We start from the raw sequence: 26,344 nt of genomic DNA, 5'->3' as shown, positions 1-26,344 counted from the left end.
GCAGTATCGGGAATATAAAACAGAATATAATGGAAACGAAAGCTATCAGGAGACAAAAGATCAAGTACCGTATCCGCAAGAAAATTGCCGGAACTGCGGGAAAACCACGTCTTGCCGTATTCCGCAGCAATGCTGAAACGTATGTTCAGCTGATCGATGATGTAAACGGTGTTACCCTTGCAGCGGCCTCAACCCGCGATAAGGACATCCTGGCTCAAAAAGGTACTAAGTCAGAAAAGAGTAAGCTGGTTGGTGCTGTTATCGCACGCAAAGCAGGTGATCTCGGTTTCAATTCTGTAGTATTTGATCGTGGAGGAAACCTTTATCATGGTCGCGTTAAGGCTGTTGCTGATGGCGCCCGCGAAGGAGGTCTTCAATTCTAATTCCTTTTACAATCATCAATAATAACACATCTTAATTTCTGCAATAAATGGCAAAATCAATTTTAAACAGAGTTAAAGCAGGTGACCTGGAACTGAAGGAGAAAGTGGTTGCCATCAACCGCGTGGTAAAAACTACGAAGGGTGGACGTGCATTCAGCTTTTCTGCTCTGGTAGTGGTTGGTAACGAAAATGGCGTTGTCGGTCACGGACTCGGTAAGGCAAAAGAAGTGCAGGAAGCTATCACCAAGGGTATCGAAGATGCTAAGAAGAACCTGATCAAGGTTCCTGTTATGCACGGTACCATTCCTCACGACCAGCTGGCCAAAGAAGGTGCTGCTAAAGTACTCATCAAGCCTGCTGCACACGGTACGGGTGTAATCGCCGGAGGCAGCATGCGTGCTGTTCTGGAGAGCGCTGGTATCACAGACGTTCTTGCAAAGAGCCTCGGTTCTGCTAACCCGCACAACGTGGTGAAGGCAACCGTTAAGGCACTTGCTACTTTGCGTGAACCTATCCAGGTTGCGAAGACCCGCACGGTTGGATTGAAGAAAGTATTTAATGGATAATCTGTTAACATCAATAACCTGTTAACAAGAAATATATCGCAATGAAAAAGATCAAGATCACACAAGTTAAGAGTGCTATTGACAGGCCGGAACGCCAGAAGCTTACGCTGAAAGCGCTCGGTCTTAAGAAAATGAACGCTTCCAAAGAGGTTGAAGCAACTGCGCAGATCCTCGGAATGGTTCGCACCGTAGAACACCTGGTGAAAGTTGAAGAGATCTGAATAAATTAATGATTCAATAGGTGAGTAGTTCTTATTCACCTATTGACTTATTCACTTATCAACTAATCGCAGGTCAACAAATAATTTAATCGCGAGGGGTGATTCCCCGTTAAGTCAAAAATCAGGAAATAATGAAACTGCACAATCTTCAGCCTGCATCAGGCGCAACTCATAAGGAAAAACGTTTAGGTCGTGGTGAAGCATCCGGTAAGGGTGGTACATCTACAAAAGGTAACAAAGGTGGTCAGAGCCGCGCAGGTTATTCCAGCAAAAGAGCTCACGAAGGTGGACAGATGCCAATCCAGCGTCGTATCCCCAAGCGTGGATTTAACAATATCAACCGTGTTGAATACCGCGTATTTAACCTCGGCCAGATCGAGCAGCTCGCAGAAAAGTACGGAATTACCGAATTCAGCCTGGAGAATCTGTATATCAATGGTTTGATTAGCCAGACCGATAACGTGAAGATCCTGGGTAACGGAGAACTGAAATCAAAACTTACATTCAAAGTGAACGCTGTCAGCGACAAGGCAAAATCTGCTATCGAAGCTGCGGGTGGAACCATTGAAATTGTGAAGTAATTTTTCTTATCTTGCCGGACGCATTGGTGAAATGCGTCTTTTTTTTTGAGGCTCAATAAAATTTCAGAAAACCCGTGAAGAAATTAATTCAGACGCTGAAGAATATCTGGAGCATTGAGGAGTTACGGAGTAAAATCATAACTACACTGCTGCTTATTCTCATTTATCGTATCGGTGCACATATCGTACTGCCCGGTCTCGATCCATCCAAAATTGACCTGACCAGCGCTAAATCCGGCGCGCTCGGACTGATCGACGCATTTGCCGGGGGAGCATTTTCACAGGCATCCATTTTTGCCCTTGGTATCATGCCTTACATCTCCGCTTCGATTTTCATGCAGCTGATGACCATCCTGGTTCCGCAGATGCAGAAAGTGCAGAAGGAAGGAGAAAGCGGCAGAAAAAAGATCAACCAATGGACCCGTTACCTGACTGTTGCTGTTACCGCAGTACAGGCAGGTGCTTATGTCGCCTACCTTCGCCAGGTAAACAGCGCAGCAATGCTTGAAAGCTATGCTCCGTTTTTCTGGTTGTCAACTACTATTGTTCTTACAGCAGGTACACTGTTCGTGATGTGGCTCGGTGAAAAGATCACTGACAAAGGTCTCGGTAACGGTACTTCACTGATCATCATGGTGGGTATCCTTGCCCGTCTGCCGCAGTCAGCCATCCAGGAATGGGCGGCAAAGAGCAACCGCGGTGGTGGTGGTCTCCTTATCTTCATCATTGAAATCGCAGTGCTGGTTGCAATCATCATGGGACTTATCATCCTGGTTCAGGGTGTACGTAAGATCCCGGTGCAATACGCAAAGCAGATTATCGGTAACAAACAGTTCGGTGGTGCACGCCAGTTCCTTCCCCTTAAAGTGAACGGAGCAGGTGTTATGCCAATCATCTTCGCGCAGGCGATCATGTTCCTGCCGACATTGTTCTCTTATACAAGCTTTGAGTCTGGCCAGGGAATTGCCAAGATCTTCTCTGATCCACGCGATGCATGGCATATGGTGATCTACGCAGTGATCGTAATTGCTTTCACCTTCCTTTATACTGCCCTTATCTTTAACCCCAAGCAGATTGCTGAAGACCTGAAACGGAACAATGGGTTTATCCCCGGCGTTAAACCGGGTCAGCCGACAGCTGATTATATTGGTGCGGTAATGGACAGGATCACCCTTCCAGGTGCGGTACTGCTTGCTGTAGTTGGTATCCTTCCGGGATTCGCACAGCGTGTAGGCATCACACAAGGATTTGCTTCCTTCTTTGGTGGTACATCCCTTCTCATCATGGTTGGTGTAATCCTCGATACGCTTCAGCAGATCGAAACACAGTTGCTGATGCGCCAGTATGATGGTCTCATGAAGAGCGGACGCATCCAGGGACGCCAGGCTGTTTCCACAACAACAATCTAACATTCATCTCTGATGATACTGCAAACCCGGCAAAACCTTAACTTTGCCGGGTTTTTTATGTTATCTGCAATATGACCTGGCCGATTGCGTGAAACATTTAATTAATAATTTTGCTTTTCACATTTACTCATGGTTTATTATAAAACGTCCACCGAAGTTGAATTGATGCGCGAAAGCGCCCTGCTCGTAAGTAAGACACTGGCAGAAGTAGCCCGGGCACTTAAACCGGGAATGACCACCCTGCAGGTGGATGCTCTTGCGGAACAGTTCATCCTCGATCACCAGGCGACCCCCTCGTTCAAGAATTACAAAGGTTACCCGTTCACCTGCTGTATCAGTGTAAATGATGCTGTAGTCCATGGCTTTCCCAATGACGTTCCCCTAAAGGATGGTGATATCGTTTCTGTGGATGTTGGCGTGTTTAAAAACGGGTTCCATGGCGATAGTGCATACACATTCGCAATCGGTGAAATTGATGATGAAGTAAAGCGGCTCCTGCGGGTTACCAAGGATTCGTTGCAATTCGGAATTGAAAAAGCGGTTGCTGGAAACCGTGTTGGTGATATTTCCTTTGCCATCCAGGATTATGCCGAGAAGAAACACAAATATGGCGTGGTTCGCGAACTGGTTGGTCATGGCCTTGGCCGTAAGCTGCATGAAGATCCCCAGGTTCCCAATTTCGGCAAAAGAGGCAGCGGCCCCAAGTTGCAGAACGGGCTTGTAATTGCAATTGAACCGATGATCAATATGGGCGTGAAAGAAGTATGGTATGAAGAAGACGGGTGGACTGTCAAGACCAAGGATGGCAAGCCTGCCGCTCACTACGAGCATACTATTTGTGTCCGCAAAGGCAAGGCCGATGTACTTTCCTCCTTTGAAGAAATCGAAGCGGAAGAAAAGAAAAACGCCAACCTTTACGACGCCTATTGAGTCGCCTTAATGGCCTGCGCATAAAGGGTGTTTTCACTCCTGACCAGCAATTATTTTTTTTCCATGTTTGCATTGTTACCAAAAAACAGAACTTATGGACAATGCACAACTGCGCATCGAAAATGACATTTTAAAACTTGCCATGCAGGCTGAGTTTGGCGCTGAATTCATGGATTTCGCCGACATTCCTCCGGAGGTCGAAAACAATTTTCTCAAAATGGTTCGCAAGGTCGAAGAAATGGAGCGAGAGGCCCCGCTCATTTCGGTGTTTGACTTTGTTGGCCGGCCCCTGGTTCCTCATTCGGATGAGATTGCGGATGACGCAATTGACGCGGAACTTGAAAAACTTTATGCGGTCCTCGAAGGAAATGATCTGTCTCTTGTCAGCATTCGTGATTACCCTCCCCGGCACATGTATAAGTTCATAACAGAAGAACTGTTTCCTTTCGAAATGCAGGATGTCCGCATGCCCGGAATGGTCGGAATTTTCTGTTATGAAGATTTTCATTTTGAACCGGAGGAAGACATAAGGGGAGTGATAATGTCTTTCCTGTATGGCTGGGAAAAATTACAATGGCGGAATCCGAAAGAATTAATTGAAGAACACCCTGTGCAACCGGGAGGGAACATGGTAACCCAGGAATCGCTGATCCGGCACATGATTCTGGAAGCAGGTAAATTCTCTTCTGTCCAATCTCTCGAATACAATCTTCATAGTATAGAGGTTAAATGGACGGATGAACTTTTCGGTATGGGTTATGCGCTTGGTGAAATGAGATACATGGCAACCTTTCCTGACGGAAGTGAGCAATGGTTTGAGGGTGAATGTAAATTTTGTTGTGGTACTCTAGGCGAAGAATGGCGATTGCATTATTTCCAGATCCCGGGGTTTACCTGGAACGGGAAATGGCTGGATTACGAGTAAATTTGCGTTCATGCAGGGAAAGACACTTATCATAGCCGGCGGAGGAGCGGCCGGTTTTTTTTGTGCTGTTAATGCAGCAGAAAAAAATCCCGGGCTGAAAGTCATCATCCTCGAAAAAAGCAACAAACTATTATCCAAGGTAAGGATCAGCGGTGGCGGCAGGTGCAATGTCACCCATGCCTGTTTTGACCGGCATCAGCTGGTGAAAAGGTACCCGAGAGGGGAGAGGTTCCTGAAGAAATCATTTGTTCACTTCAGTCCTGAAGAAACCGTCAGCTGGTTTGCAAAAAGGGGAGTGCAGCTCAAAACGGAAGAAGATGGTCGGATGTTCCCGGTTTCAGACGATTCGGGCACTATCATCAGTTGCCTGCTTGACGCTGCAACCCGAAGAGGCGTGCAGGTACTGCTTCACCAGGAAGTAAAAAAGCTTTCCCGTATCGGTGAGTTATGGCAGGTCGACTGCGGCAGCGAAAACTATAAGGCGGATTTTGTGTGTATAGCGTGTGGAGGCTATCCTAAACCGGCGATGTTCCAGTGGTTGACGGAACTCGGACATACCGCAGCATCGCCGGTGCCATCTTTGTTCACCTTTAATATCGGGGATAAGATTCTCAACAACCTGATGGGAATTTCCATTCCCGACGCCCAGGTAAAGATCATGGGGTCAAAACTCATGGAACGCGGACCCGTACTGGTGACCCATTGGGGGTTAAGCGGGCCGGCGGTGCTTCGGCTCAGTGCGTGGGGAGCAAGGGAACTTGCCGCATTGAACTGGCATTTTAAGGTACAGACCAACTGGATCCCCGAATATAATGAGAACAGCCTTCGTAGTTTTTTGCAGCAATTCCGGTTTGAAAAAGCAGCCATGAAAGTAGTGAACAGGAACCCGTTTTCCCTTCCGCAGCGGTTCTGGGAATACCATCTGGAAATAGCAGGTATAAATGCCGAAACCAGGTGGAGCGACCTGCCGTCAAAGGAGCAGAACAGGCTGATCAAAAACCTCTGCGCCCAGGAATTCGAAGTAAAGGGAAAAACCACATTCAAAGAGGAATTCGTAACGGCCGGGGGCATCAACCTGGCTGAAGTGGATCCCGATACCATGGAAAGCAGGTTGAATAAGAACCTCTTTTTCGCCGGGGAGGTCCTGGACGTCGATGGCGTTACCGGTGGTTTCAATTTCCAGCACGCCTGGACCAGTGGATTTGTTGCCGCCCTGGCTATTTCCACCCGCCTGACAGAACGACCTGTTAAAGCCTGATATCCTGCATTATTTACAGGGGTAGAATCCAGATTAGCAGCGGTTTTTGCCTATCTTTGCAGGCCCGAATAAAACCATCGGGAATCGATTATGTTTCAAAATTTTATTGTAAAACAACTAAACGCTGAAGCCCAGGAGTCTGCGTCTGCACCTGCAGAAGCAACTACAGCGACAACAAATGCACCTGAGCAGCCGGCGCAGGCAACCGCGCATGATGACTTTGACTGGAGCATCGACAAGCGTAATGTGTCTACTTACAGCCCTGATGAGAAAGCAAAGTATGACAAGGTTTACGATCAGACCTTTGTAGCCATCACTGATGGTGAGCTGATTAAAGGTTCTGTAGTAGGTCTTACTAAAACAGACGTTGTCCTGAACATTGGTTTCAAGAGCGATGGTCTGATTTCCCTCAATGAATTCCGTGATCTTTCAGGTCTTAAAATCGGCGATGAAGTTGAGGTAATGGTTGTAGAGAAAGAAGACCGCCAGGGTCATCTTCACCTGAGCCGTAAGCAGGCGCGTATTACCCGTGCCTGGGAAAAAATCGTTGAAGTACATAAAACTGGTGAGATCGTTACCGGTACCGTTACCAGCAAGACCAAAGGTGGTCTTATCGTTGATGTATTCGGTATGGAAACCTTCCTTCCTGGTTCACAGATCGATGTTAAGCCTGTTACAGATTACGACCAGTTCGTGGGTAAGACCATGGAGTTCAAGGTGGTTAAGGTTAACGAAGCCATCAAGAATGCTGTTGTATCGCATAAGGCGCTCATCGAAAGCGATATCGAAGCACAACGTGCTGAGATCATGGGCAAACTGGAAAAAGGTCAGGTTCTGGAAGGAACCATCAAGAACATCACCGATTTCGGTGCGTTCATGGACCTCGGTGGTCTCGACGGTCTGCTGTATATCACCGATATCAGCTGGGGTCGTATCAACCATCCTTCAGAAGTTCTGAAGCTGGACCAGAAGCTCAATGTTGTGGTACTGGATTTCGACGACGACAAAAAGCGTATCAGCCTCGGCCTGAAGCAACTGACTCCGCACCCTTGGGATGTGCTGCCTGAAAACGTTTCAGAAGGTCATGTTGTGAAAGGTAAAGTAGTAAATATCGAAGACTACGGTGCATTCCTCGAGATTATGCCTGGTGTTGAAGGTCTTGTTCACGTGAGCGAGATCACATGGGCTAACACTCCGATCAATGCGAAAGAGTTCTTCAAACTTGGAGATGAGTACGAAGCTAAGATCGTAACCCTCGATAAGGATGCACGCAAGATGAGTCTCTCCATCAAGCAAATGACTCCTGATCCCTGGAACGAGATCGAGAACAAATACCCGGTTGAAAGCCGTCACAACGGCCTGGTGAAAAACATCACTCCTTACGGTGTGTTCGTTGAACTGGAACCAGGTATCGGCGGTATGATCCACATCAGCGACCTGAGCTGGCTGAAGCGCTTCAACCATCCTTCTGAATACACGAAGGTTGGCGAGCGTATCGAGATCATGATCCTTGGTATCGATAAGGACAACAGGAAGCTTCAACTGGGCCATAAGCAGCTCGAAGAAGATCCATGGAATACCCTGGAAGATACCTTCGCTATCGGCACAGTGCATGAGGGTACCGTTATCCGCAAGGATGAGAAAGGTGCAATCGTTCAACTTCCTTACGGCCTTGAAGGATTCGCTCCTAACCGTCACCTGAATAAGGAAGATGGTACACAGGTACAGGCAGAAGATACGAATACCTTCATGGTGATCGAATTCGATCGTAATGAAAAGAGGATCGTGGTAAGCCATACCCGTACATGGGAAGCTGCGAAAGCTGAAGAAAGGGAAGCCATCAAGAAGGAAGCTAAAGCTGAAGCTGACAAAACCAAGAAAGCCGTGAAAAACATTCAGGGTAAGGTTGAGAAGGCTACACTGGGTGACCTGGGTGTGCTTGCAGAACTGAAAAAGAAAATGGAAGGTGGCGAAGGCGAAACAGGCCAGTAATCACTATACCATTAAATGATAAAGAGGGCGTCATGGGCGCCCTCTTTTTTTTTGCCCCTTACGGGAGCTGGTTAAAAAAAGCCTGCCCTGAAAATTCTGAATAAGTAAACCGAGAAGGTTGGCTACCGGTTTCATAAACATTCACGAATTACTAAAACCAAATGAATACTTTTCCCCCTTCGCTACTACGCACAGGTTGTTCTCAAAGCAGGCAAACATTTAAAGAGCTGAGGTTTAGACAGGGATTGGATGGCTGTTCAAATCAACTACAATACAATTCAATCAAAGCCTGAAACGGACTGCGGTCTTTCGGTCTGGGGTGGGGATATTGGATGAAAAGCTGGTCGGTCTGGTCCCTATATATTGAGTGCGGGATTCAGGAAGCCGGTTTTTCAAGGATGAAACAAGAGAAAAGAAAGTTGATTGACATTGGATTCGTTGGGTTCATAGAATATTGAAAAAACTTCTGGACGGTTGTTACTGGACATTGGATGGTTGGAGGCTGCGATTCCGTCAATCAACTTCTGAAACAAAAATACCAGATGACCCGGTCTGGTACAAGAGCGGATTTGCTGAATTTTAAGTTTTCGGATTTTACTCCTCCGATCGTAAAATTACGGCAACAGAAGAGTGCTTATTACGAATAAGGACGCCGAAGTTTATTAAGGGACGATGGTAATAGTATATTCCGAAAGGGTATATTTACGTATAATTACCATAGTGAATGTTCAGGATTTTTCACATATTGCAGTCCGTAAGCATTTCCAACAGATGCCTGCAACCCTCGTAAAATTCACCGTATGAAAAAACCAGACCCCAACAACCCGATCAAAGTAGCTATTGCTGACGACCATGCTCTATTCCGTGCCGGGGTTAAAACTGCATTATCCGCTAAGAAAGATGTTGAACTGATGGCTGAGGCTGATAACGGAATGCAATTACTTAACCTGCTGAAGCATATTGAGCCTGATGTGATCCTGCTGGACATCCAGATGCCCATCATGGATGGAATCTCCACGCTTCCCGAGATCCGTAAGATCAATCCTTATGTAAAGGTCATTATCCTGAGCATGCACAATGATCATTCCATGATCTCCAAACTCATGGAAATAGGGGCAAATTCCTATCTCACCAAGAACTCCGATTCGGAGACCATTTACCAGGCAATCAAGACCTGTTATGAGCAGGAATTCTTTTTCAACGAATTGACCAACAAAGCATTGCTAACGGGCTTGCGCACGCGCAAAATGGAGCCGGATAGCCTCATCGATGCGCAACTTACTGATAAGGAAGTACGCATCCTGAAATTGATGTGCGAAGAAAAAACTACAAAAGAAATCGCTGATATAGTGGATATCAGTCCACGTACGGTGGAAGCGATCCGCGACAAACTCAAAACAAAAACCGGGGCGAAGTCAATGGCCGGACTGGTCATGTACGCAGTGAAGAAAGGATTTGTTCAGGAGAACTAAATAATCGAACTGCGAACATCGTTTGCAGTCAATAAATGAACAGGTCAATAAGTGATAGAGAATCGACGCTCTGTGACTTATTGACCTGTTCCGTTTCCGACCTTCCCGTTTTTCATCTCATACTAAACAACGCAGCCTGGGTCATACTCCAATTTATCTCGCCCCTGCCGCAATTACTGATCCTGATGTCATGGCGGTCCCAATCACCGATACCTTCAATGCTGCCATCACCATTCTGCACGAGCGCAGTCAGACAAGGAACAACAAGGGAGATAACGACTTCCTGGTGCGTGGCACGCAGGTTCTGCTTGCGGTAACCTATATAGAGGCGACCATTCCGGACTTCCGTGGAAATTTCGGGTAGTATATTGGTCTCGCCGGTGATGGTAAGCGCAGTTTGCCTGCCCTGCTGAACAAGCACCCGGAACGGACCATTATTCTCAATAACGCTGAAGGAACCGGTAATCCGTTCCTGCGAAGCGGAAATACCGGAACCTGTTAATGTAATAAAGCTGCAGGAGTTACTACCTGCGGGTTTCAGAAGAAGCACAAAAAGGAATGCAGTGATCAGCCTGGTCATCTGATAAGGTTTGCAAGATTGACCAGCGACGGTTTGAAAACGTTGTGCGATCAGATTATTTTATTTTTGAATGCCTTGGCCACAGCCTCGCTCTTCGAGTTGACCTGTAGTTTTTCGTAGATCTTTTTGATGTGCGATCTCACTGTATCGATCGAGATATACATATCAGCTGCAATCATTTTGTAACTGTACCCATTTACCAGCAGCTGCAGTACCTGCTTTTCCCGCTCCGATAAATTATAATCGTCACTGGCGGGCGAATGGATCTCCGAGAACATTTTCAACACCTGCGAAGCTATTGAACTTGTCATGGGAGCACCACCGGTGTGGGCTTCCTGGATGTATTCGGTAAGCCGTGATGGTGAAGTCTTTTTCAGCAGGTATCCATTTGCCCCGTTTTTCAGTGCTTCGAAAACATTTTTGTTATCATCGAAAACAGTCAGCATCAGTACCCGCACCCTGGAATCCACCTGCCTGATGGCTTTAAGTCCTTCAATCCCGTTTGCCCCAGGCATGTCTATATCCATCAAAACCACATCCGGTTGGTAAATCTCTATTTCTTCAGCAGCATTGTTGCAGTGTTTGAATGCCGCCAAAACTTCGAAATCGTCCGTTCCATTGATCAGCATAGTGAGGCCTTCCCTCAGTTGCGGATTGTCTTCATAAATAACCACTTTGATCATACTGCTGATTTCCCGGTAAAATTAACTGTGTATTTCAAGACTGCAACCACATAATCATGTCAGCGGAACCTCCAGCCGGATAAGCGTTCCGGCGTTTCTCCCACTGGTTATGCTCAGGTCACCTTTCATCATTTCCGACCGCTTTTTCATATTCGTCAGTCCGTTGCCATTATCTGCCGTTTCGGACTCAAATCCGATGCCATTGTCCTGGATGTGCAGGTTCAGTTTGCCATTGGCTGCATACAACTCAATCACGGCATTATTGGCCTGTGAATACTTCGCCAGGTTGTTTACCGCTTCTTTAAAAATGAGGAAAAAGTCCCGCCTGGCTTCCATGTCCAGAACCAGGTCCTTCACATGATCGCCGATCCTGAACGTGTATTCAATTCCTTTTGGTTCCAGTACCGAAGCTGCGAACTCCCGCATTCTTGCCGTGATCTTCTGCATGTTGTCATTCATCGGGTTGATGCTCCATACGATATCATCCATCGCCTCCATCATCCGTGTACTGTTATCACTGATCTTTTCAATGTATTCACGGGTAGAGTTCGTATCGGAGGTGATTTTCATTTTGGCCATTTCACTCAGGATATTGATAGTGCTGAGCGTTGACCCCATATCATCATGAAGATCCCGGGCAACGCGTCTCCTGACCCGTTCCACCGCCATCAGCCTGTTTACACGCAACCTATGGATGAAATAGGCAATCACACCCAAAGCGATCACTGCCAGGGTCATAAACCACCATGTACGCCAGAACGGAGGCTTGATAAACAGTTCGAGGGTAGTGATATTGGGAGAGGAAATACCTTCCTCATTTTCACACCTGACTTTAAACGTATAGTTCCCGGGTGGCAACAGGTTGTAAATGGCAATCAGTCGCCAGTCAGCCCGTTGCCAGGTCTTGTCAGCGCCTTCGAGCATGTAGTAATAAATCAACTTATCCCTTTGACGAAAACTTAGTGATGCAAACGCAAAAGTGATCGAATTCTCTTCGGCCCTGAGCCGGATCTTATCAAGTCTTAAGATGGAATCCGGGGGAAGGAACTGGTTGAATAGTTTGAAGTCGGTAATGCGCACATCCTGCGGAGCAGATTTACTGATGAAACATGCGGGGTTAAAAAAGACCGCGTGCTGGTTACCGGCGAATACAAGCTCGCCATTCTTTTTCCTGATATTAGTACCCAGCAATGTTTCATGGCTGGTCGTGGTAATGAGCCCATCGCGCTGGTCATACCGGGTAAAGATCTTCAATCGGGGATTATATTTACACAGCCCGTTCTTGGTACTGATCCACAACTGGCCGAACATATCTGTTTGAAGTGAAGTAATATTATTTCCAGGCAGGCCATCCCGGATCGTAAGTGTACTGACCTTCCCCGTTACAAAGTTGAGCAGGTTCAACTGGCCGCCGCCGAGCGCCATGATGCTGTCATTCAATTGAACAATATCTGTGACACCGTTTTCCGGAACATTGTAGTGCCCAACCTGTTTGCTGCTCTTCACATCAAAAACATACAGTCCCTTACCATGGGTGCCCACCCATAACCTGCCGCCCGAATCCGTATAGAGCCTGAATATAACTGTGCCCAGGTCAGCAACCTTTTCAAACGAGCTGTTTTCTAATGTAGATCCTGCTTTCCACCTAACCAGCTGACCGCCCTGTGTTCCCAGCCAGACATTGCCATTCCTGTCAAGGGCCATATCCCTGATTGTTCTGCCGTTACAGGCATCAGGTTTGAGAAACAGGGATTGTTTTTTCTTAGTGTCAAACAGCATTACCCTGCCCGATTGGCAGCCTGCCCACAGCCTGTTATGATCTTCCTGGTATAAAAGATCCCAAACCAGCCGGTATTCCGGTCCCGCCGGCATATTCCGGTAAAAAGGTTTAGTCAGGTTGGTATCCGTCATGCTTATAACTCCACGACCCCAGGTGCCGATCCAGATATCTTTATCACTCATTTCCTGGAGGGATGTGATGTTCGCCGGTGACTTCTGCTTCGATAGCATCAGGCGCATCGAACAGGATTCATCCTGTGAAGTTGAGTACAGCCCATTATCGGTAGCGAACCAAAGCATATTCTCATTATCCTCCAGGATCTGGTACACATAATTAAATCGAATACCGTGATCTGCCTCCGGCGGATACTCAAAATTCATCAGCCGTTGCTGCACGGAGTCATACTTCACCAGCAGGTTTAATCCATGGACCCAGAGTGTCCCGTTCCTCAATTCCTGCATGTGAAGTATCTCTTTGTAATAACGGCTGGAAAAGTAAAACCCCGTTGAATCCCGGGTCACCTGGTTACTGGTTCCATCATAGCACAGTAAACGTTGTCCCCCGGATGTACTGGTATAATCCCACCAGCCTACCCAGCATCTTCGCTTACTGTCTATATACACAGAGTTCACATTCCGCAGCTGTGAAAGCTTAGTGAGGACAGGATATTGAGGTGAAGGTTTCGAGTGCGTGAACCAGTTTCCCGCTTTTACATTGTAAACGACCAGCCCGCTGTCTGTTGCGATCCAGGTATCGCTTGTTTGCTTGTCCTGGAATAGTTGTACCGGCTTCCAGTTATCCGGCATGGAAAAAGGTAATTTGCCTTTTTCAAACCGGTTTGCAGATGCGTTGTAAACCAGTACTCCGTGCCGCACGATAAGGAGATATATCCTGCCGTAATAGTCCTTCCATAAGTGGAAATCTGCATTATTCGCGGCTTCGTCTATGCCGGTAATTGCCGCTTCGCGGAAATCCATAGACGAAGGATTGAATACACCAACTCTTCGGCCCATCCGGACCCACATCCTGCCGTTCTCATCGTCAAGGATCTGCTGGACCGGTAGGGAAGGTAGGAAGTTAGGAACGCTGTGATCGTAGAAGCTGACTATTTTCCGGCCGTCATAGCGCTGCAGACCGTTATCCGTACCCAGCCATAAAAAGCCTTTGGGATCCTGCCACACAGAATAGACAAAATTCGAGGCGAGGCCGTCAGTAATTGATAGTCGCGCAAAGGTATAATCCTGTCCATGCGAAAGCAGGGGCAGTAAAAATCCCATGATCCAAAAACACCAGCTTTTCTTGATCTGCATCCTCCAAATTTAAAGGTTGTCGGGTTATACCAACTCCTGCTTTAAAACCGTTTATAATATTGAACGTGTACCTAGAAAACGCCCGCCGGTATTGGGCTTCGGAAGAATACCAATTTTCGCGCAGGGAATATCCATGAATTAAAACCGTGCCTATCGTGAAAAACCTCTACACACTGCTTACTTTACTGGTAGCACTTTTCCTGGCACCCCAACTTGTCGCCCAGCCTTGTTTTAACCTGAAAATCACCAGTACAGTGCCACATGAATCAAGGTGCATGGCCACCGGAACGATTAATGTCGCGGTAGCCGGGGGAAGTGGAAATTACAATTATAAAGTGACTGGTCCCATCAATACGCCGTTCACTTCTGCAGCGGTTATTTCCGGTTTGTCGGCCGGGACTTACACCGTAATTGTCCAGGATGTTACGACTGGTTGTATCGTAGAAAAACCATTGGTTGTCGTAACCGGTACCTATGTGGATCCGCGGTTTACCCTGGTAAAAACCGACGAAACCTGCCTGAACCAGAGAAATGGTACCATCTCGCTCAGTAGCCTGACTGGCGGCCGTGCTCCCTATACCTACACAATTGTCGCACCTTCACCTTCAGGTGTAGGAACCAGTAATACGACCGGAACATTTACCGGTCTCAGGGGCGGTGAATACGCCATTGAGCTTAAAGACTCCTGCGGCGGTATCCAGACCCGGCGGGTTACCATACTCGGTTATAACTGGTGGATTGAATCGCATAGCGGCGACCGCGTCAGCTGCCAGGACGGTGATTTTGATCTCAGGCTCCGTGACAGTAAGGGAAATGTAAACACGACAGGAACGATTTTCGACAGTTTCAACTACGGAGTGGTTAATTCACCCGGTGACACGAGCTGGTATGGCAGTCGCACTTTCACGCATACTATCGGCAACCGGCGGTCGGTTACCCTGGTTGCAAATGACGGCTGTGGGAATGTCAGGTCTGTTGTATGGAACAATAACCGCTTCCCTTCGGTTGCGAACCTGGTAACGACCTCCAACCAGTCGTGCAACAATTTCTCCGCGCAGATCACCGGCCAGTCGAACCTCGTTAATCCAACTTACTGCCTGTTCACAGCGTCGAATGTACAGGTGGAATGTAATACAACTGGGATCTTCACTTCCATCCAGCAGGGATCATATTACATTACCGTCCGGGATGATTGTTATGATACTACTATCCGCAGGACCTTTATCCTAAGTCAGCCAAAGCCGACACTCGGCGCTAACGTCAATATCAACCGTACCGACTGTAATACTTTTGATGCAGCTGTGAATGGGATGGTGAACTTCACCAACCCGGATTACTGCCTTTATGATGCTTCCGGAACGCAGTTGTCCTGCAACAATACCGGGAACTTTACCGGCCTCCAGGTCGGCAGTTATTGTATCCGGGTGAAAGATGCCTGCTATGATACAACAATTTCAAGGTGCTTTACTGTAGCTCCGCTGGTACCGTCGGTTGCCACTTCTGTTACTGTAAGCGACAGGCAGTGTGGCGATTTTGATGTCAGCATCTCCGGCCAGTCAAATATTTCGAATGCACAATACTGTTTGTACACATCATCAGGTACATTGATTGGTTGTAACAGCAATGGAAATTTCAGCGATGTGCCTTATGGTGATTATTGTATGCGCATCATCAACGATGCCGCATGTTATGATACAACAATTGTGAGGTGCTTCAATGTGGTGCCACAACCGCCGGCAATTGGTGCTAACCTGGATGTGGTCAAGGCATGTAGTTCGGTGACCATCAGTGCTGCGGGACAGGCCGGACTCACAAATCCCGAATATTGCCTCTATGATGCGGCGGACATACTGATCGGTTGCAACAATACAGGTGTCTTTCCTGGAATGCCTTACGGCACATATTGTATGACCATCAAGAATGACCCGGTATGTTACGATACGCTCTTCCGCCGATGTATAACCGTAGTTCCGGACAGGCCGTCGATTGGCAGCCCGGATATTACCAGCAGGCAGTGCAGCAGCTTTGATGTATCTGTGACCGGCAGGCAATTTCTCAGCAATCCGCTATTCACGCTGAAAGATGCGTCAGGTACAGTGGTCGCGACAAATACAACAGGCGATTTCCCGGGGATAGCTTACGGAAGTTATTGTATTGAAATGCTGAATGATGCCAGCTGTTATGATACTGTTATTACCCGCTGTTTTACCGGCTCACTTCCTCAACCTTCTGCCGGCAGCGCACAGATCTCAAACCGTAACTGTTCCACATTTACTGCAAAAATTTCTTCTGTCACCAATGTGCGGAACCCGTTGTACTCACTGCTCGATGTATCCGGTACCGTTGTGGCTACGAATACAGATGGCACTTTCAACGACATCCTATACGGAGATTATTGTATTGCCATTAAGGATGGATGTTATGATACAACCATAACCCGTTGTTTTACCTCGGCTCCTGATCCGGTAGATATGAATATCAATGCAATTGCTTCCTGCATATTGAACACTACCAATCTGCGGATCAACATTACCAGTGGTAGCGCTCCGTATACCATCAGGACATTTGATCATTTGGGTACGCAGGTAAAAATACAGTCAGGCTCCGGCACTTCACTAATGGTCAATAACCTGCCTGGTTTACCGCCGGGTGAAAAATATACGGTTGAAATTGAAGATGCGTGCGGCAACAAAACCAGCAGGCAGTTCGCACCGGTGCTGAGTACCTTCAATAGTGCACTGAACCTCGTTGCGAAATGTCCGTCAGGGGTTAGTCCGGATGGATCATCCGAACTAACGGTATCCGTATCGTCAAACCTTGGTACCATTAACCCGGTGATCATCAGCCGCGATGGACTGGCAGTGAACATGCCTTACAATACATCCACAACGTCGGTGTTCAAATGGCTGGATCTTGCACCTGCAACTTACGTGATGCAATACAACCTGCCGGGAAGCTGTAACAATAAGGCTTTTGATACAATTACGGTTGGCCCATACCGTTATCCGCAACTTGATAAATCTGCTTCTTACCAGTGTGATAACAATAGTTTCAGTGTGGGAGCAAACGTAACCGGTGGCGCGCCGCCATTCACCTATGAGATCATCGGCAGTGCTCCGGCATCTCCATCCATCGTTTCACTGCCTCAGGCAAGCCCGGTGTTCAGTATCAACAATGGAAATATCTATTCGCTGGTGCGACTGCGTGCTGTCGACTATTGCGGTAACGCGACATTGAATGATGTCAGCGTACTGCCATTGCAGAATACGGTGGTTACTGCGAGTTCAGACTGCTACTATTCCAATGTGATATTGTCAGCAGACAGCATTGCAAATGCAACTTACCAGTGGTACAGAAAGTCAGGACCTAATGACAGCACCCTGGTCAGCAGCAGCCGCACTTACGAAATCCCTTACCTGTCGTCGGAATTAATCGGCACTTATGTAAGCAGGATGACAGTCAACAATGGATGCCTGGTTCGACTGAACTACCATGAAGTGACAGGCACCTGCAACGGCGGATTGCTGGCAGGAAAGATTGAACTCCGGGGTAAACATGCAGCCGGAAAAAATAATCTTTCGTGGAACCCGGCCCCGGGACAGGCAACCAGGTACGTGGTGGAAAGAAGGGCCGGAGCGACCAACGTCTTTGATTCCATTGGTAGTGTGCGGGCAGGTAATGGTGGAGTGCAGAAATTCAGTTTTACAGACGAGCAACCGCAACCAGGTGTGAATCAATACAGGATCCGGGCAGTAGATGCCGGTGGAATTGTAAGTTACTCGAACCCGATACAACTGAAAGCGAATGCGCTGCAGGAAATACAGGTCTACCCGAACCCTGTTCAGAAAATGCTGAACATTTCGCTTTCCTCGAAGCTACCGGTAAGATATAAGGTCCAGTTGTTTACTGCTACCGGTCAGATGGTATATTCAACGGAAAAAGTGGTATCTGGAATAGAAATCATCCGCATAATGCGGCAACCTTCCATGAAATCCGGCCTGTACCTGTTGAAGGTACGCGACCTGGAGACGGGAGCGGACACAGTTGAAAAGCTGGTATTTGAATAATATTTTCGTGGGGACATATGGTTTTATATTTTTAATCATATGTTCCCACCTAAACCTCTTGCCCCCTCCCTGAAAGTGCTGCCGGTTGCTGTGCTTTTTGCTGTTGCCCTGTTTGCATTCAGCTGCTCAAAAAAGAATGACAGTATCGTCTCCATTTTTAACACTGAGCCGGATATTACTTCATTGTCAACAGACTTCCCCGGTGAGGTTTCGGGTATTGCTGACAGTTACCTGAATCCGGGCTGGCTGTGGATGATCCAGGATGGAGGAAATCCGGCGGAATTGCTGTGTGTAAAACATTCGGGTGAATACGGCGCGAAAATTATTCTCGAAGGAATCAGTAATCGCGATTGGGAAGATATGGCCATCGTAGAGAGCGGGGATGGAGGCGCTCCATTTATTTACATAGCAGATATTGGCGACAACCACAAGAACCGCGGGGAATACAATATATACAGGTTACGTGAACCACGTCTTGATAAACGTGAAGTATCTGAGATTGAAAAAATTACATTCCGGTATTCGGACAATAAATCGCATGATGCGGATGCATTCCTGATAGCTGGGCAGGGGAAGGAAATTTATTTGCTGACCAAGGAAAATCCCACACTGGTGTTTCGGATATCCAACGTGGTTACCGGAGGAATGGTGCAGACAGCGCAGAAATTAGGGAGTCTGAAAATTGGTGGAATTACCAGCAGTGCTATTTCCCGAACCGGGGAAATTTTAGTGCGCACCTATAACAATCTGTATTTCTGGCCGAAGACCGGTTCTGCAGGCGTGTATGACGTGTTGAATAAAAAGAAGCAGGAGGTCCCGATCCATGTGGAACCGCAGGGCGAGGCGGTAACCTTTGGCAAGGTGAATTCCGGCATCTTTACTTTGAGCGAAAATGCCGGGCTGCCGCTGAACCTGAGTTTATACTTTTATCCGCGTAACTGATCCAGCAGGTTAGGCATAGTGATGCCGATATGACTTTCGTCATAGCTGCATTCGCCGTTTTCGATCAGTAATACCTGTGGCGATTCATGCCATACATCGAAATCGGCCGCAACCTGGTTCGATAATTCCCTGAACCTGATCAGGTCGAGATGATAAAATTCAATTCCTTCAGGAGTTTCAGCATTTTCGAGCCTTGATTTGGCCATTGAGCTGATGGAGCATCTGGTGCTGTGCTTAAAGATAACCTGCGGTTGGTTATACGATTTTGTACGGATTTCTTCCAGCTGTCCGGGTTCTTGCAATTCGATCCACTTCATAATTTACTTGTAGCCTACCATTTTGGCTGAGTTATAACAACCAGTCCGCGAAGTCTTGCACGCCGTAAAGCCGGCAATCACCAAAGCGAAAAACAGGGCTGCGATAAGTTTACTTTTCATTTTTAGTTCAATTAAAGAAAAAATGCAAAATGAATACCAGCTTTCGATAAGACAATGCAAATTTATAATAAAATTTATAAGCGTACATTTGCCACCGGCCGGGAGCCTTTTTAAAGAATTCATAACATGTCCTTACAATTACAGAAACCAATTGCCTTTATTGACCTTGAAACCACGGGAACAAACCTCGGTACCGACAGGATCGTTGAAATTGCCATTGTAAAAATTGGCAAAGACGGCTCCAAACAGACGAAAAGGAAGCTGATCAACCCGGAAATGCCGATCCCGGCGGGAGCAAGCGATGTGCATGGTATCACAGATGAAATGGTAAGGGAAGCGCCCGCTTTCCGCCAGGTAGCCAATGAATTCAAGCAGTTTCTCGACAATTGTGACCTTGGTGGATATAATTCAAACAGGTTCGACATTCCTCTGCTGGTGGAAGAGTTCCTTCGCGCCGGACTGGATTTTGACATGAACAACCGTCGGATGATCGATGTTCAGAAGATCTTCCACATGATGGAACAGCGTACGCTGAGTGCCGCATATAAATTCTATTGCAACAAAACACTTGATGGCGCTCATAGTGCCGAAGTGGATGCTGCCGCGACCTGGGAAGTACTGGAAGCGCAGTTACAGCGTTATCCGCAGCTGGGAGACTCCCTTGATTCCATCATCAAGTTCATTGGTGAAGACCAGGTAGTAGATTTCGCCCGCCGGTTTATCATGAGCAACGGGATCGAAGTGTTTAACTTCGGCAAACACAAGGGCAAGGCTGTTGCCGAAGTGTTAAAAGCCGAACCCCAATATTATGATTGGATGATGAAAGGCGATTTTCCACTCCATACGAAACAGAAACTCACCGAAATCCTCAATCGCACGCTTTTGAAAAAGAGCAATTGAACTATCTTCGCAGGTTAAAGCAGCAGCGTGGAAAAGATCGTGATAATACCAACGTATAATGAACGGGAGAATATTGCCAGCATTCTCGATGCAATATTCAATCTCCGGCAGGATTTCCACGTGCTGGTAATTGACGACGGCTCACCTGATGGCACTGCCGATATCGTAAGGCAGATGCAGTCCACCCATGGCACCTCCCTTTTTCTCGAAGAGCGTAAAGGCAAACTGGGCCTTGGCACTGCCTATATTCATGGTTTCAAATGGGCAATTGCACGCGGTTACCATTTCATTTTCGAAATGGACGCAGATTTTTCCCATAATCCCAATGATCTCCAGCGGCTCTACGAAGCCTGCAAATATGATGGTGCAGATGTTGCCATCGGTTCGCGTTATGTAAGGGGAGGAGGAACCATAAACTGGCCCTGGGACAGGATCCTCTTATCAAAAGGAGGAAGTCTTTATACCCGGATCATTACCTGGATGCCGGTCCGCGACACCACAGCAGGATTTGTCTGCTATCGCAAGGAGGTACTTGAGGCGATCAACCTGGATGAGATCCGCTTTCTCGGTTATGCATTCCAGATAGAAATGAAATTTGCTTCCTGGAAACTTGGTTTTACGATCAGGGAAGTTCCCATTGTATTCGAAGACCGGAAATACGGCGTATCAAAAATGCATAAGGGGATCGTTAAAGAAGGCATACTTGGCGTGCTGAAACTGAGGTGGGAAAGCCTTTTCAAAGATTATCATGCGCGCATGAAAAATACTGAAGGAGAGGAAGCTGCCGCATGAAGACCGCCTTCCTGAAATTACACCTCGCTGTTTTCCTTGCCGGGTTCACCGGTATCCTGGGCAGGCTGATAACCCTGAATGAGGGACTACTCGTATGGTACCGACTGCTGATCAGCGCTGCAACCCTCTGGATCCTGTTTGGTTTTAAGAATAAGTTGCAGCCAATCTCCTGGCAGCGTATGCTTTCCATCACCGGTGTCGGTTTTGTCGCAGCACTGCACTGGGTTACTTTCTACGGCTCCATCAAATACGCCAATGTTTCCGTGGCACTGGTCTGCTTTTCAGCCATAGGTTTTTTCACCGCACTGTTCGAACCACTGCTGATGCGGCGTCGTATAGTGATCCAGGAAGTGTTGCTTGGACTGCTCGCTATCGCTGGCATTTACATCATCTTTCACTTCGACCCGCGCTATAAAACTGGAATCATCATCGGGATGGTTTCTGCTATGCTCGGTGCCATCTTTCCTATACTCAACAGGAAACTGCTGCAACGGGTAAATGTCGAAACGCTCACTACCTACGAATTATCGGGCGGATTCATTACCCTGTCCATCTTACTGCCGTTTTACCTGCACAAGTTCCCGGTAGATTCATTCCTTCCGGGCTGGAGTGATTTCGGCTGGCTGCTGTTTCTTTCCTGGCTCTGCACCGTTTGGGCATTCCAGTTATCTTCCTACGCCCTTAAACGCATTTCTGCTTTTACCGTGAACCTCAGTTACAACCTGGAACCCGTTTACGGCATCCTGCTGGCATTTATCGTTTACCAGGAAAACCAATACCTTGACTGGAACTTTTATACCGGGCTCTTCCTCATCGTGCTGGCGGTTTCACTGCAGATGTTCAGGGTGTGGAGATATGGGCACAAAGCTATATAGTTCGATAAGTGAATACGAAAATAAGTGAATAACTATATTTATAACCTAATCGCATATGCATGAAACAATTGTTTGGGCTCCTGTTATTTCTCTTTGCAGGTAACTTACTTTTTGCGCAGAAGAAACCTCTCGATCATTCGGTTTACGACAGCTGGCAGAGCATCGGCGAAAAGCTGGTCAGCAATGATGGCCGCTACATCGTTTATTCCGTAAATGTGCAGGAAGGAGATGGCGAGCTGCTGGTGCAGTCGCCGGATCTGAAATACCAGTTCCGCATACCGCGCGGTTACCAGGCAAGGATAACAGATGACAGTCGTTATTTGGTAATGAAGATCCGCCCGCTTTTCCGGCAGACCCGCGATGCAAAGATCAAAAAGAAATCCCCGGCAGAAATGCCTAAGGATTCACTTGGTATTCTTGAACTGGGTAAAGACAGCCTGCAAAAGATTGCTGATGTTAAGTCGTATGAATTGCCAGAAAGGGGCGCTTCATGGATAGCGATGCATTTATATAAAGCTCCTGTGGCCCCGGCCGCGGCGCTTGATTCAACAGGCCGTTTGCAGAAGCTGACATCAATGGCTGATAGTCTGACCCGGATAGCCGACAGCATCCGGAATAAAGTTACCGAAGCGAAGCTCAAAGGTCTCGAATCACTAAAGACAAATAAAACGGGCCCGTCAAAGGGCGAAGACAAGATCGAAGAAGGTACTGACCTTGTAGTGAGGAACCTGGTAACAGGGAAAGAATACCGGTATGCACTTGTGAGCGATTATCTATTCAATAAAAATGGCCAGGTGCTGGTGGTAGAAACAACCGGTAAGAATGGCGGTAAGGAATCACCACTTGTATTGTGGCAGCAGCTCGATCGCGAAAGGCCTGATACGGTAATGACGAAATTTAATGAAGCGAAAGGTTTTGCGATCACCGAAGACGGTTCAAGGCTTGCGTTCGTCGCCGAACGCGATAGTGCCACAAAAGCATTGAAAAAATATTTTAAGGTATGGACTTATAGTCCGGGGCGCGACAGCGCAGTTGTGTGGGCGGAGAGAAATTCAGGACCTATTACAAATGGACTTGTGATCAGTCCCGAGTTTAAAAACTATTTCAGCAAAGACGGCTCAAGATTATTTTTCGGATTAAGCGCAGACCAGCCTGCAAAAGATACTACGCTGGTTGATTTTGAAACGGCGAAGCTCGACATCTGGAACTACAAGGATGATTACCTGCAGCCACAGCAACTTGTACAGTTGAATAACGATCTCAGGAAAAGCTGGCTCGCAGAGATCGAGTCATCAAATGGCAGGGTTATGCAACTGGCGGATGATTCCTGTGAACTGGTAACGCCAACAGCAGAAGGAAATGCCCGTTATGCGCTGGGAACAAGTTCAAGGGGCTACCGTGTGCAACAGCAATGGGCGCTGGATGGTTCCGTTCGTCTCTTCGTAGTCGATCTTGAGATCGGCAGACGCCGGCTAGTCGCAGAAAAAGCCCGGAGTGGATCTGCAAGGATCTCGCCCGCAGGAAACTACATTACCTGGTATGATTCTAAGAAGCGTCACTGGATGAGCTATGATATTACAAAAAGCGAGGCGCACGAGATAACAAATGGTATTACAGTGCCATTATTCGACGAAGATGACGACCATCCTGATGATCCGCCTGCACATGGAATAGCCGGCTGGCTGGAAAATGATGAAGCTGTGTATGTATACGACAAGTATGATATCTGGCAGTGTGACCCTTCAGGAAGACTGGCACCGGTTTGTATTACAGGAAACCTTGGCCGGCGGTACAAAATCACATTAAGATACAGCAGTACGAATCGCGAAGACAAGTTTATCCGCAAGGGTCAGCCCTGGCTGCTGCAGATGTTTGATCACAAAACGAAAGGTTACGGCTGGGAAGTTTTCCAGCCGGGAAAGGCATTCGCATACACCGATGGTAAACCGGTTATCCGCGAAGCCGTAGTCAGTTCGGCCATTAAGGCAAGAGATGCCGATGTATTGGTATATAATCAGCAAACGCCTGCATCAAATAATGTGTTTGCTACCACATTGGGCAACGCAACCCGCGCCGATGCGGCAACTCAACTCAGCAGTATAAATCCGCAGCAATCCCAGTATAACTGGTTCTCTGTTGAACTGCATAATTGGAAAATGTTCGACGGCAAAATGAGTGAGGGACTACTGTACAAACCGGAAGATTTTGATTCTTCGAGGAAATATCCCATCATACTGTATTTCTACGAGCGGAATGCAGATGATCGCTACAATTATATCGAACCGATGCCTGTTCGCGCTTCGATCAATATTGCCTATTACACGAGTAACGGCTACCTGGTGTTCGATCCGAATATTTACTACAAGACCGGCCGGCCGGGTGAAGATGCTTACAATTCCGTTGTTTCTGCTGCGAAGTACCTGGCAAAGTTCAAATGGGTTGATTCCACAAAAATGGGAATCCAGGGACATAGCTGGGGTGGTTACCAGGTTAGTTATCTTATTACCCGTACCAACATGTTTGCTGCTGCAGAGGCCGGTGCACCGGTAAGTAATATGACCAGCGCCTACGGTGGAATCAGGTGGGGGACAGGCCTCAGCCGCCAGTTCCAGTACGAGCGGACACAAAGCAGGCTTGGAGCAACGCTCTGGGAAAAGCCTGAGCTGTACATTAAAAATTCACCCTTGTTCCGCGCCGACAAAGTGAAGACTCCTTTACTGATCCTGCACAATGATAAAGATGATGCGGTTCCCTGGTACCAGGGCATTGAATATTTCACTGCTTTACGCAGGATGGGCAAGCCTGTCTGGATGATCAACTATAACGATGAGTTGCATGGTATTATTGACAGAAAGAACCGGAAGGACTGGACAAAAAGGATGGCGCAATTTTTTGATCATTACCTGAAGGACGCACCTGAACCGGCATGGATGGGAAAGGGCGTACCTGCAACACGCAAGGGAATTGATTTTGGGTTCGGTGATCCCGCTGAGAAATAGGAGCTGGTGGTGAAATCTTAAGCGGCTGAGATATAACGAACCAGGCAACGTTTTGCGATTGGAAGAAGTGTTTCTTCCAGTGGAAAAGAAAGGGCAGCTTCAATGGTGTAAACCGCCGGATTGGGCAGCTCTTTCTTTTCTTTTATGAGACTATACTTCATGTTTTCGTAAGTGTTCACAATGGAGCGCTGCCATTCCGCAATGCAGGCTGTTTTGATCGCGCGGAACTGCTCATCATGTTTTTCGAATATGCTCAGCCGGTAGTGATAAACCAATGTTGATTTTGTAGTTCCTGTACTCAGGAAAAAGTAACCTTCCTTATTATCGAGCGGAACGAGCCCGACAGGTTCGATCAGTATCTTGTGCTCAACGAATTCATAAATCTCAGTGCCATTTTTGATCGACGTTTTCATTTCTCCCGCTGCATACTGGATGATGTTTTCCAGTTCCTCCATAAGCTCATCGTCTTCGATCATTTGTTCGTAAAGAAGCTGCAGCTTTTCCACTTCAATCCCGGTAAGTTTTTTCGGGAAATGTTCCTGCAGGAATTTTTTGTTTTCCCTGAACCGGACCATATTGTTATAATGGAAGATGACATCTGCGAGCTGTGGATAGAGTTTATTCTCATTGAAGCAGCTGTTCACTTCCTGCAGGTAGGCGAGCAGGGTATATTTTTTCAACTCAAAGTCGATGAACCCTTCCGCGAACCATGTTTGTGATAAAGTTTTCATGGCGAAAGAATTTTACTATAAATTACTAAAAAAGCCGCCAAAACGCAACCTCCTATGCTCAATCGCCTGCCTGTTTTATTGTTTCCTATCCTGTTAACCGGATGCGCCAGCAAATATTTCATTGTCCGCCACGCCGAAAAGGCGCAGACTACTGCACAGGCTACCCAATCAGCGTCTGCTTCGGTTATGCAGACTCCCAATAACCCGCCCTTGTCAGCAGTAGGCGAAGCCCGGGCAATAGCCCTTAAAGACCGCCTCGCTTCTGAGCAGATACGCAAAGTGTATTCCACCAATACCATCCGCACCTTAACCACCGCAGCGCCAACTGCCAGCCACTTTAATGTGCAAGTGCAAACCTATGCCAAAGTAGACAGCGCATTTATCGCTTTGTTAAAAACACAAAAAGGAAATGTGTTGATCGTGGGACACAGTAATACAGTAGATGATATTGTCAACGGCCTAACCGGTACACAGCAATTATCTGATCTTCCCGAAACAGAATACGACAATT

At 47.3% G+C, this 26,344-nt stretch carries 22 protein-coding genes; 17 read left to right on the top strand and 5 right to left on the bottom strand.

The window, feature by feature from the left end; genetic code table 11:
* Positions 1-29: 29 nt before the first annotated feature.
* The 10 genes from rplR to OI18_RS19475 all read left to right on the top strand — a co-directional run bounded on the left by rplR (position 30) and on the right by OI18_RS19475 (position 9,737).
* The gene (gene rplR, locus OI18_RS19520; protein WP_039142934.1) at positions 30-383 is read left to right on the top strand and encodes a 50S ribosomal protein L18; all 354 of its coding nucleotides are present in this window, start codon (positions 30-32) and stop codon (positions 381-383) included.
* Between the two features lie 47 nt (positions 384-430).
* A complete protein-coding gene (gene rpsE, locus OI18_RS19515; protein ID WP_039142931.1) occupies positions 431-949 on the top strand; it encodes a 30S ribosomal protein S5 in 519 nt (172 codons plus the stop codon).
* A 41-nt stretch (positions 950-990) separates the two neighbouring features.
* A complete protein-coding gene (rpmD, locus tag OI18_RS19510; protein WP_039142929.1) occupies positions 991-1,170 on the top strand; it encodes a 50S ribosomal protein L30 in 180 nt (59 codons plus the stop codon).
* 131 nt (positions 1,171-1,301) lie between these two features.
* Positions 1,302-1,751 (top strand): 50S ribosomal protein L15, encoded by a 450-nt coding sequence (rplO, locus tag OI18_RS19505; RefSeq protein WP_039142928.1) that lies wholly within the window; start codon positions 1,302-1,304, stop codon positions 1,749-1,751.
* Between the two features lie 74 nt (positions 1,752-1,825).
* Entirely contained in the window at positions 1,826-3,160 is a 1,335-nt protein-coding gene (gene secY / locus OI18_RS19500; RefSeq protein ID WP_039142925.1) for a preprotein translocase subunit SecY, read from the top strand.
* A 129-nt stretch (positions 3,161-3,289) separates the two neighbouring features.
* Positions 3,290-4,090 (top strand): type I methionyl aminopeptidase, encoded by an 801-nt coding sequence (gene map / locus OI18_RS19495; protein ID WP_039142923.1) that lies wholly within the window; start codon positions 3,290-3,292, stop codon positions 4,088-4,090.
* 94 nt (positions 4,091-4,184) lie between these two features.
* Entirely contained in the window at positions 4,185-5,015 is an 831-nt protein-coding gene (locus OI18_RS19490; RefSeq protein WP_039142920.1) for a hypothetical protein, read from the top strand.
* Between the two features lie 10 nt (positions 5,016-5,025).
* Entirely contained in the window at positions 5,026-6,273 is a 1,248-nt protein-coding gene (locus OI18_RS19485; protein ID WP_039142919.1) for a BaiN/RdsA family NAD(P)/FAD-dependent oxidoreductase, read from the top strand.
* A 90-nt stretch (positions 6,274-6,363) separates the two neighbouring features.
* Positions 6,364-8,265: a 30S ribosomal protein S1 gene (rpsA, locus tag OI18_RS19480; RefSeq protein WP_039142917.1), complete on the top strand. Its 1,902-nt coding sequence runs from the start codon at positions 6,364-6,366 to the stop codon at positions 8,263-8,265.
* An 800-nt stretch (positions 8,266-9,065) separates the two neighbouring features.
* Entirely contained in the window at positions 9,066-9,737 is a 672-nt protein-coding gene (locus OI18_RS19475; RefSeq protein WP_039142916.1) for a response regulator transcription factor, read from the top strand.
* 112 nt (positions 9,738-9,849) lie between these two features.
* On the opposite strand, the gene OI18_RS19470 is transcribed toward OI18_RS19475, so the two are convergent.
* Genes OI18_RS19470 through OI18_RS19460 form a run of 3 tightly spaced genes read right to left on the bottom strand, consistent with a single transcriptional unit; the run spans position 9,850 to position 14,090 of the window.
* Positions 9,850-10,317, bottom strand: a complete 468-nt coding sequence (locus tag OI18_RS19470) for a GIN domain-containing protein (protein ID WP_039142913.1) — start codon at positions 10,315-10,317, stop codon at positions 9,850-9,852.
* A 50-nt stretch (positions 10,318-10,367) separates the two neighbouring features.
* The gene (locus OI18_RS19465) at positions 10,368-11,000 is read right to left on the bottom strand and encodes a response regulator (protein WP_039142912.1); all 633 of its coding nucleotides are present in this window, start codon (positions 10,998-11,000) and stop codon (positions 10,368-10,370) included.
* Between the two features lie 54 nt (positions 11,001-11,054).
* Entirely contained in the window at positions 11,055-14,090 is a 3,036-nt protein-coding gene (locus OI18_RS19460; protein ID WP_039142911.1) for a ligand-binding sensor domain-containing protein, read from the bottom strand.
* A 155-nt stretch (positions 14,091-14,245) separates the two neighbouring features.
* Here OI18_RS19460 and OI18_RS19455 point away from each other — a divergent pair, with 155 nt between their 5' ends.
* Both OI18_RS19455 and OI18_RS19450 read left to right on the top strand, forming a co-directional pair.
* Positions 14,246-18,157 carry a T9SS type A sorting domain-containing protein gene (locus OI18_RS19455; protein WP_152616892.1) on the top strand — a complete coding sequence of 1,304 codons (3,912 nt, stop codon included), beginning with the start codon at positions 14,246-14,248 and terminating at the stop codon, positions 18,155-18,157.
* A gap of 39 nt (positions 18,158-18,196) precedes the next feature.
* Entirely contained in the window at positions 18,197-19,099 is a 903-nt protein-coding gene (locus OI18_RS19450; RefSeq protein WP_039142909.1) for a hypothetical protein, read from the top strand.
* Here OI18_RS19450 and ytxJ read toward each other — a convergent pair.
* Positions 19,084-19,416: a bacillithiol system redox-active protein YtxJ gene (gene ytxJ, locus OI18_RS19445; RefSeq protein WP_039142907.1), complete on the bottom strand. Its 333-nt coding sequence runs from the start codon at positions 19,414-19,416 to the stop codon at positions 19,084-19,086. The genes OI18_RS19450 and ytxJ overlap by 16 nt on opposite strands.
* Before the next feature lie 246 nt (positions 19,417-19,662).
* On the opposite strand from ytxJ, the gene OI18_RS19435 reads away from it, so the two are divergent.
* Genes OI18_RS19435 through OI18_RS19420 form a run of 4 tightly spaced genes read left to right on the top strand, consistent with a single transcriptional unit; the run spans position 19,663 to position 25,102 of the window.
* Positions 19,663-20,436, top strand: a complete 774-nt coding sequence (locus OI18_RS19435) for a 3'-5' exonuclease (protein WP_039142903.1) — start codon at positions 19,663-19,665, stop codon at positions 20,434-20,436.
* A gap of 27 nt (positions 20,437-20,463) precedes the next feature.
* Entirely contained in the window at positions 20,464-21,228 is a 765-nt protein-coding gene (locus OI18_RS19430) for a polyprenol monophosphomannose synthase (RefSeq protein ID WP_039142902.1), read from the top strand.
* Complete coding sequence (locus OI18_RS19425) at positions 21,225-22,103, top strand: DMT family transporter (protein ID WP_039142901.1); 879 nt, start codon at positions 21,225-21,227, stop codon at positions 22,101-22,103. The genes OI18_RS19430 and OI18_RS19425 overlap by 4 nt, the downstream gene beginning before the upstream one ends.
* 59 nt (positions 22,104-22,162) lie before the next feature.
* Entirely contained in the window at positions 22,163-25,102 is a 2,940-nt protein-coding gene (locus OI18_RS19420) for an alpha/beta hydrolase family protein (RefSeq protein WP_039142900.1), read from the top strand.
* Between the two features lie 17 nt (positions 25,103-25,119).
* On the opposite strand, the gene OI18_RS19415 is transcribed toward OI18_RS19420, so the two are convergent.
* Positions 25,120-25,833 carry a hypothetical protein gene (locus tag OI18_RS19415; protein WP_039142897.1) on the bottom strand — a complete coding sequence of 238 codons (714 nt, stop codon included), beginning with the start codon at positions 25,831-25,833 and terminating at the stop codon, positions 25,120-25,122.
* Between the two features lie 54 nt (positions 25,834-25,887).
* Here OI18_RS19415 and OI18_RS19410 point away from each other — a divergent pair.
* A partial coding sequence (locus OI18_RS19410; protein WP_052273413.1) for a SixA phosphatase family protein occupies positions 25,888-26,344 on the top strand: 457 nt, incomplete at its 3' end.

This window comes from Flavihumibacter solisilvae (assembly GCF_000814475.1).
Classification (GTDB): domain Bacteria; phylum Bacteroidota; class Bacteroidia; order Chitinophagales; family Chitinophagaceae; genus Flavihumibacter; species Flavihumibacter solisilvae.
This window is presented reverse-complemented; position numbering and strand designations above follow the sequence as displayed.

Bases quoted from the DNA above. Each gene is read 5' to 3' on its own strand.
- rpmD (WP_039142929.1), top strand. From the start codon at position 991: ATGAAAAAGATCAAGATCACACAAGTTAAGAGTGCTATTGACAGGCCG.
- OI18_RS19435 (WP_039142903.1), top strand. From the start codon at position 19,663: ATGTCCTTACAATTACAGAAACCAATTGCCTTTATTGACCTTGAAACC.
- rplO (WP_039142928.1), top strand. From the start codon at position 1,302: ATGAAACTGCACAATCTTCAGCCTGCATCAGGCGCAACTCATAAGGAA.
- rpsA (WP_039142917.1), top strand. From the start codon at position 6,364: ATGTTTCAAAATTTTATTGTAAAACAACTAAACGCTGAAGCCCAGGAG.
- OI18_RS19470 (WP_039142913.1), bottom strand. From the start codon at position 10,317: ATGACCAGGCTGATCACTGCATTCCTTTTTGTGCTTCTTCTGAAACCC.
- rplR (WP_039142934.1), top strand. From the start codon at position 30: ATGGAAACGAAAGCTATCAGGAGACAAAAGATCAAGTACCGTATCCGC.
- OI18_RS19420 (WP_039142900.1), top strand. From the start codon at position 22,163: ATGAAACAATTGTTTGGGCTCCTGTTATTTCTCTTTGCAGGTAACTTA.
- OI18_RS19415 (WP_039142897.1), bottom strand. From the start codon at position 25,833: ATGAAAACTTTATCACAAACATGGTTCGCGGAAGGGTTCATCGACTTT.
- OI18_RS19490 (WP_039142920.1), top strand. From the start codon at position 4,185: ATGGACAATGCACAACTGCGCATCGAAAATGACATTTTAAAACTTGCC.
- OI18_RS19465 (WP_039142912.1), bottom strand. From the start codon at position 11,000: ATGATCAAAGTGGTTATTTATGAAGACAATCCGCAACTGAGGGAAGGC.
- OI18_RS19450 (WP_039142909.1), top strand. From the start codon at position 18,197: ATGTTCCCACCTAAACCTCTTGCCCCCTCCCTGAAAGTGCTGCCGGTT.
- ytxJ (WP_039142907.1), bottom strand. From the start codon at position 19,416: ATGAAGTGGATCGAATTGCAAGAACCCGGACAGCTGGAAGAAATCCGT.
- rpsE (WP_039142931.1), top strand. From the start codon at position 431: ATGGCAAAATCAATTTTAAACAGAGTTAAAGCAGGTGACCTGGAACTG.
- OI18_RS19425 (WP_039142901.1), top strand. From the start codon at position 21,225: ATGAAGACCGCCTTCCTGAAATTACACCTCGCTGTTTTCCTTGCCGGG.
- OI18_RS19460 (WP_039142911.1), bottom strand. From the start codon at position 14,090: ATGCAGATCAAGAAAAGCTGGTGTTTTTGGATCATGGGATTTTTACTG.
- map (WP_039142923.1), top strand. From the start codon at position 3,290: ATGGTTTATTATAAAACGTCCACCGAAGTTGAATTGATGCGCGAAAGC.
- OI18_RS19475 (WP_039142916.1), top strand. From the start codon at position 9,066: ATGAAAAAACCAGACCCCAACAACCCGATCAAAGTAGCTATTGCTGAC.
- OI18_RS19485 (WP_039142919.1), top strand. From the start codon at position 5,026: ATGCAGGGAAAGACACTTATCATAGCCGGCGGAGGAGCGGCCGGTTTT.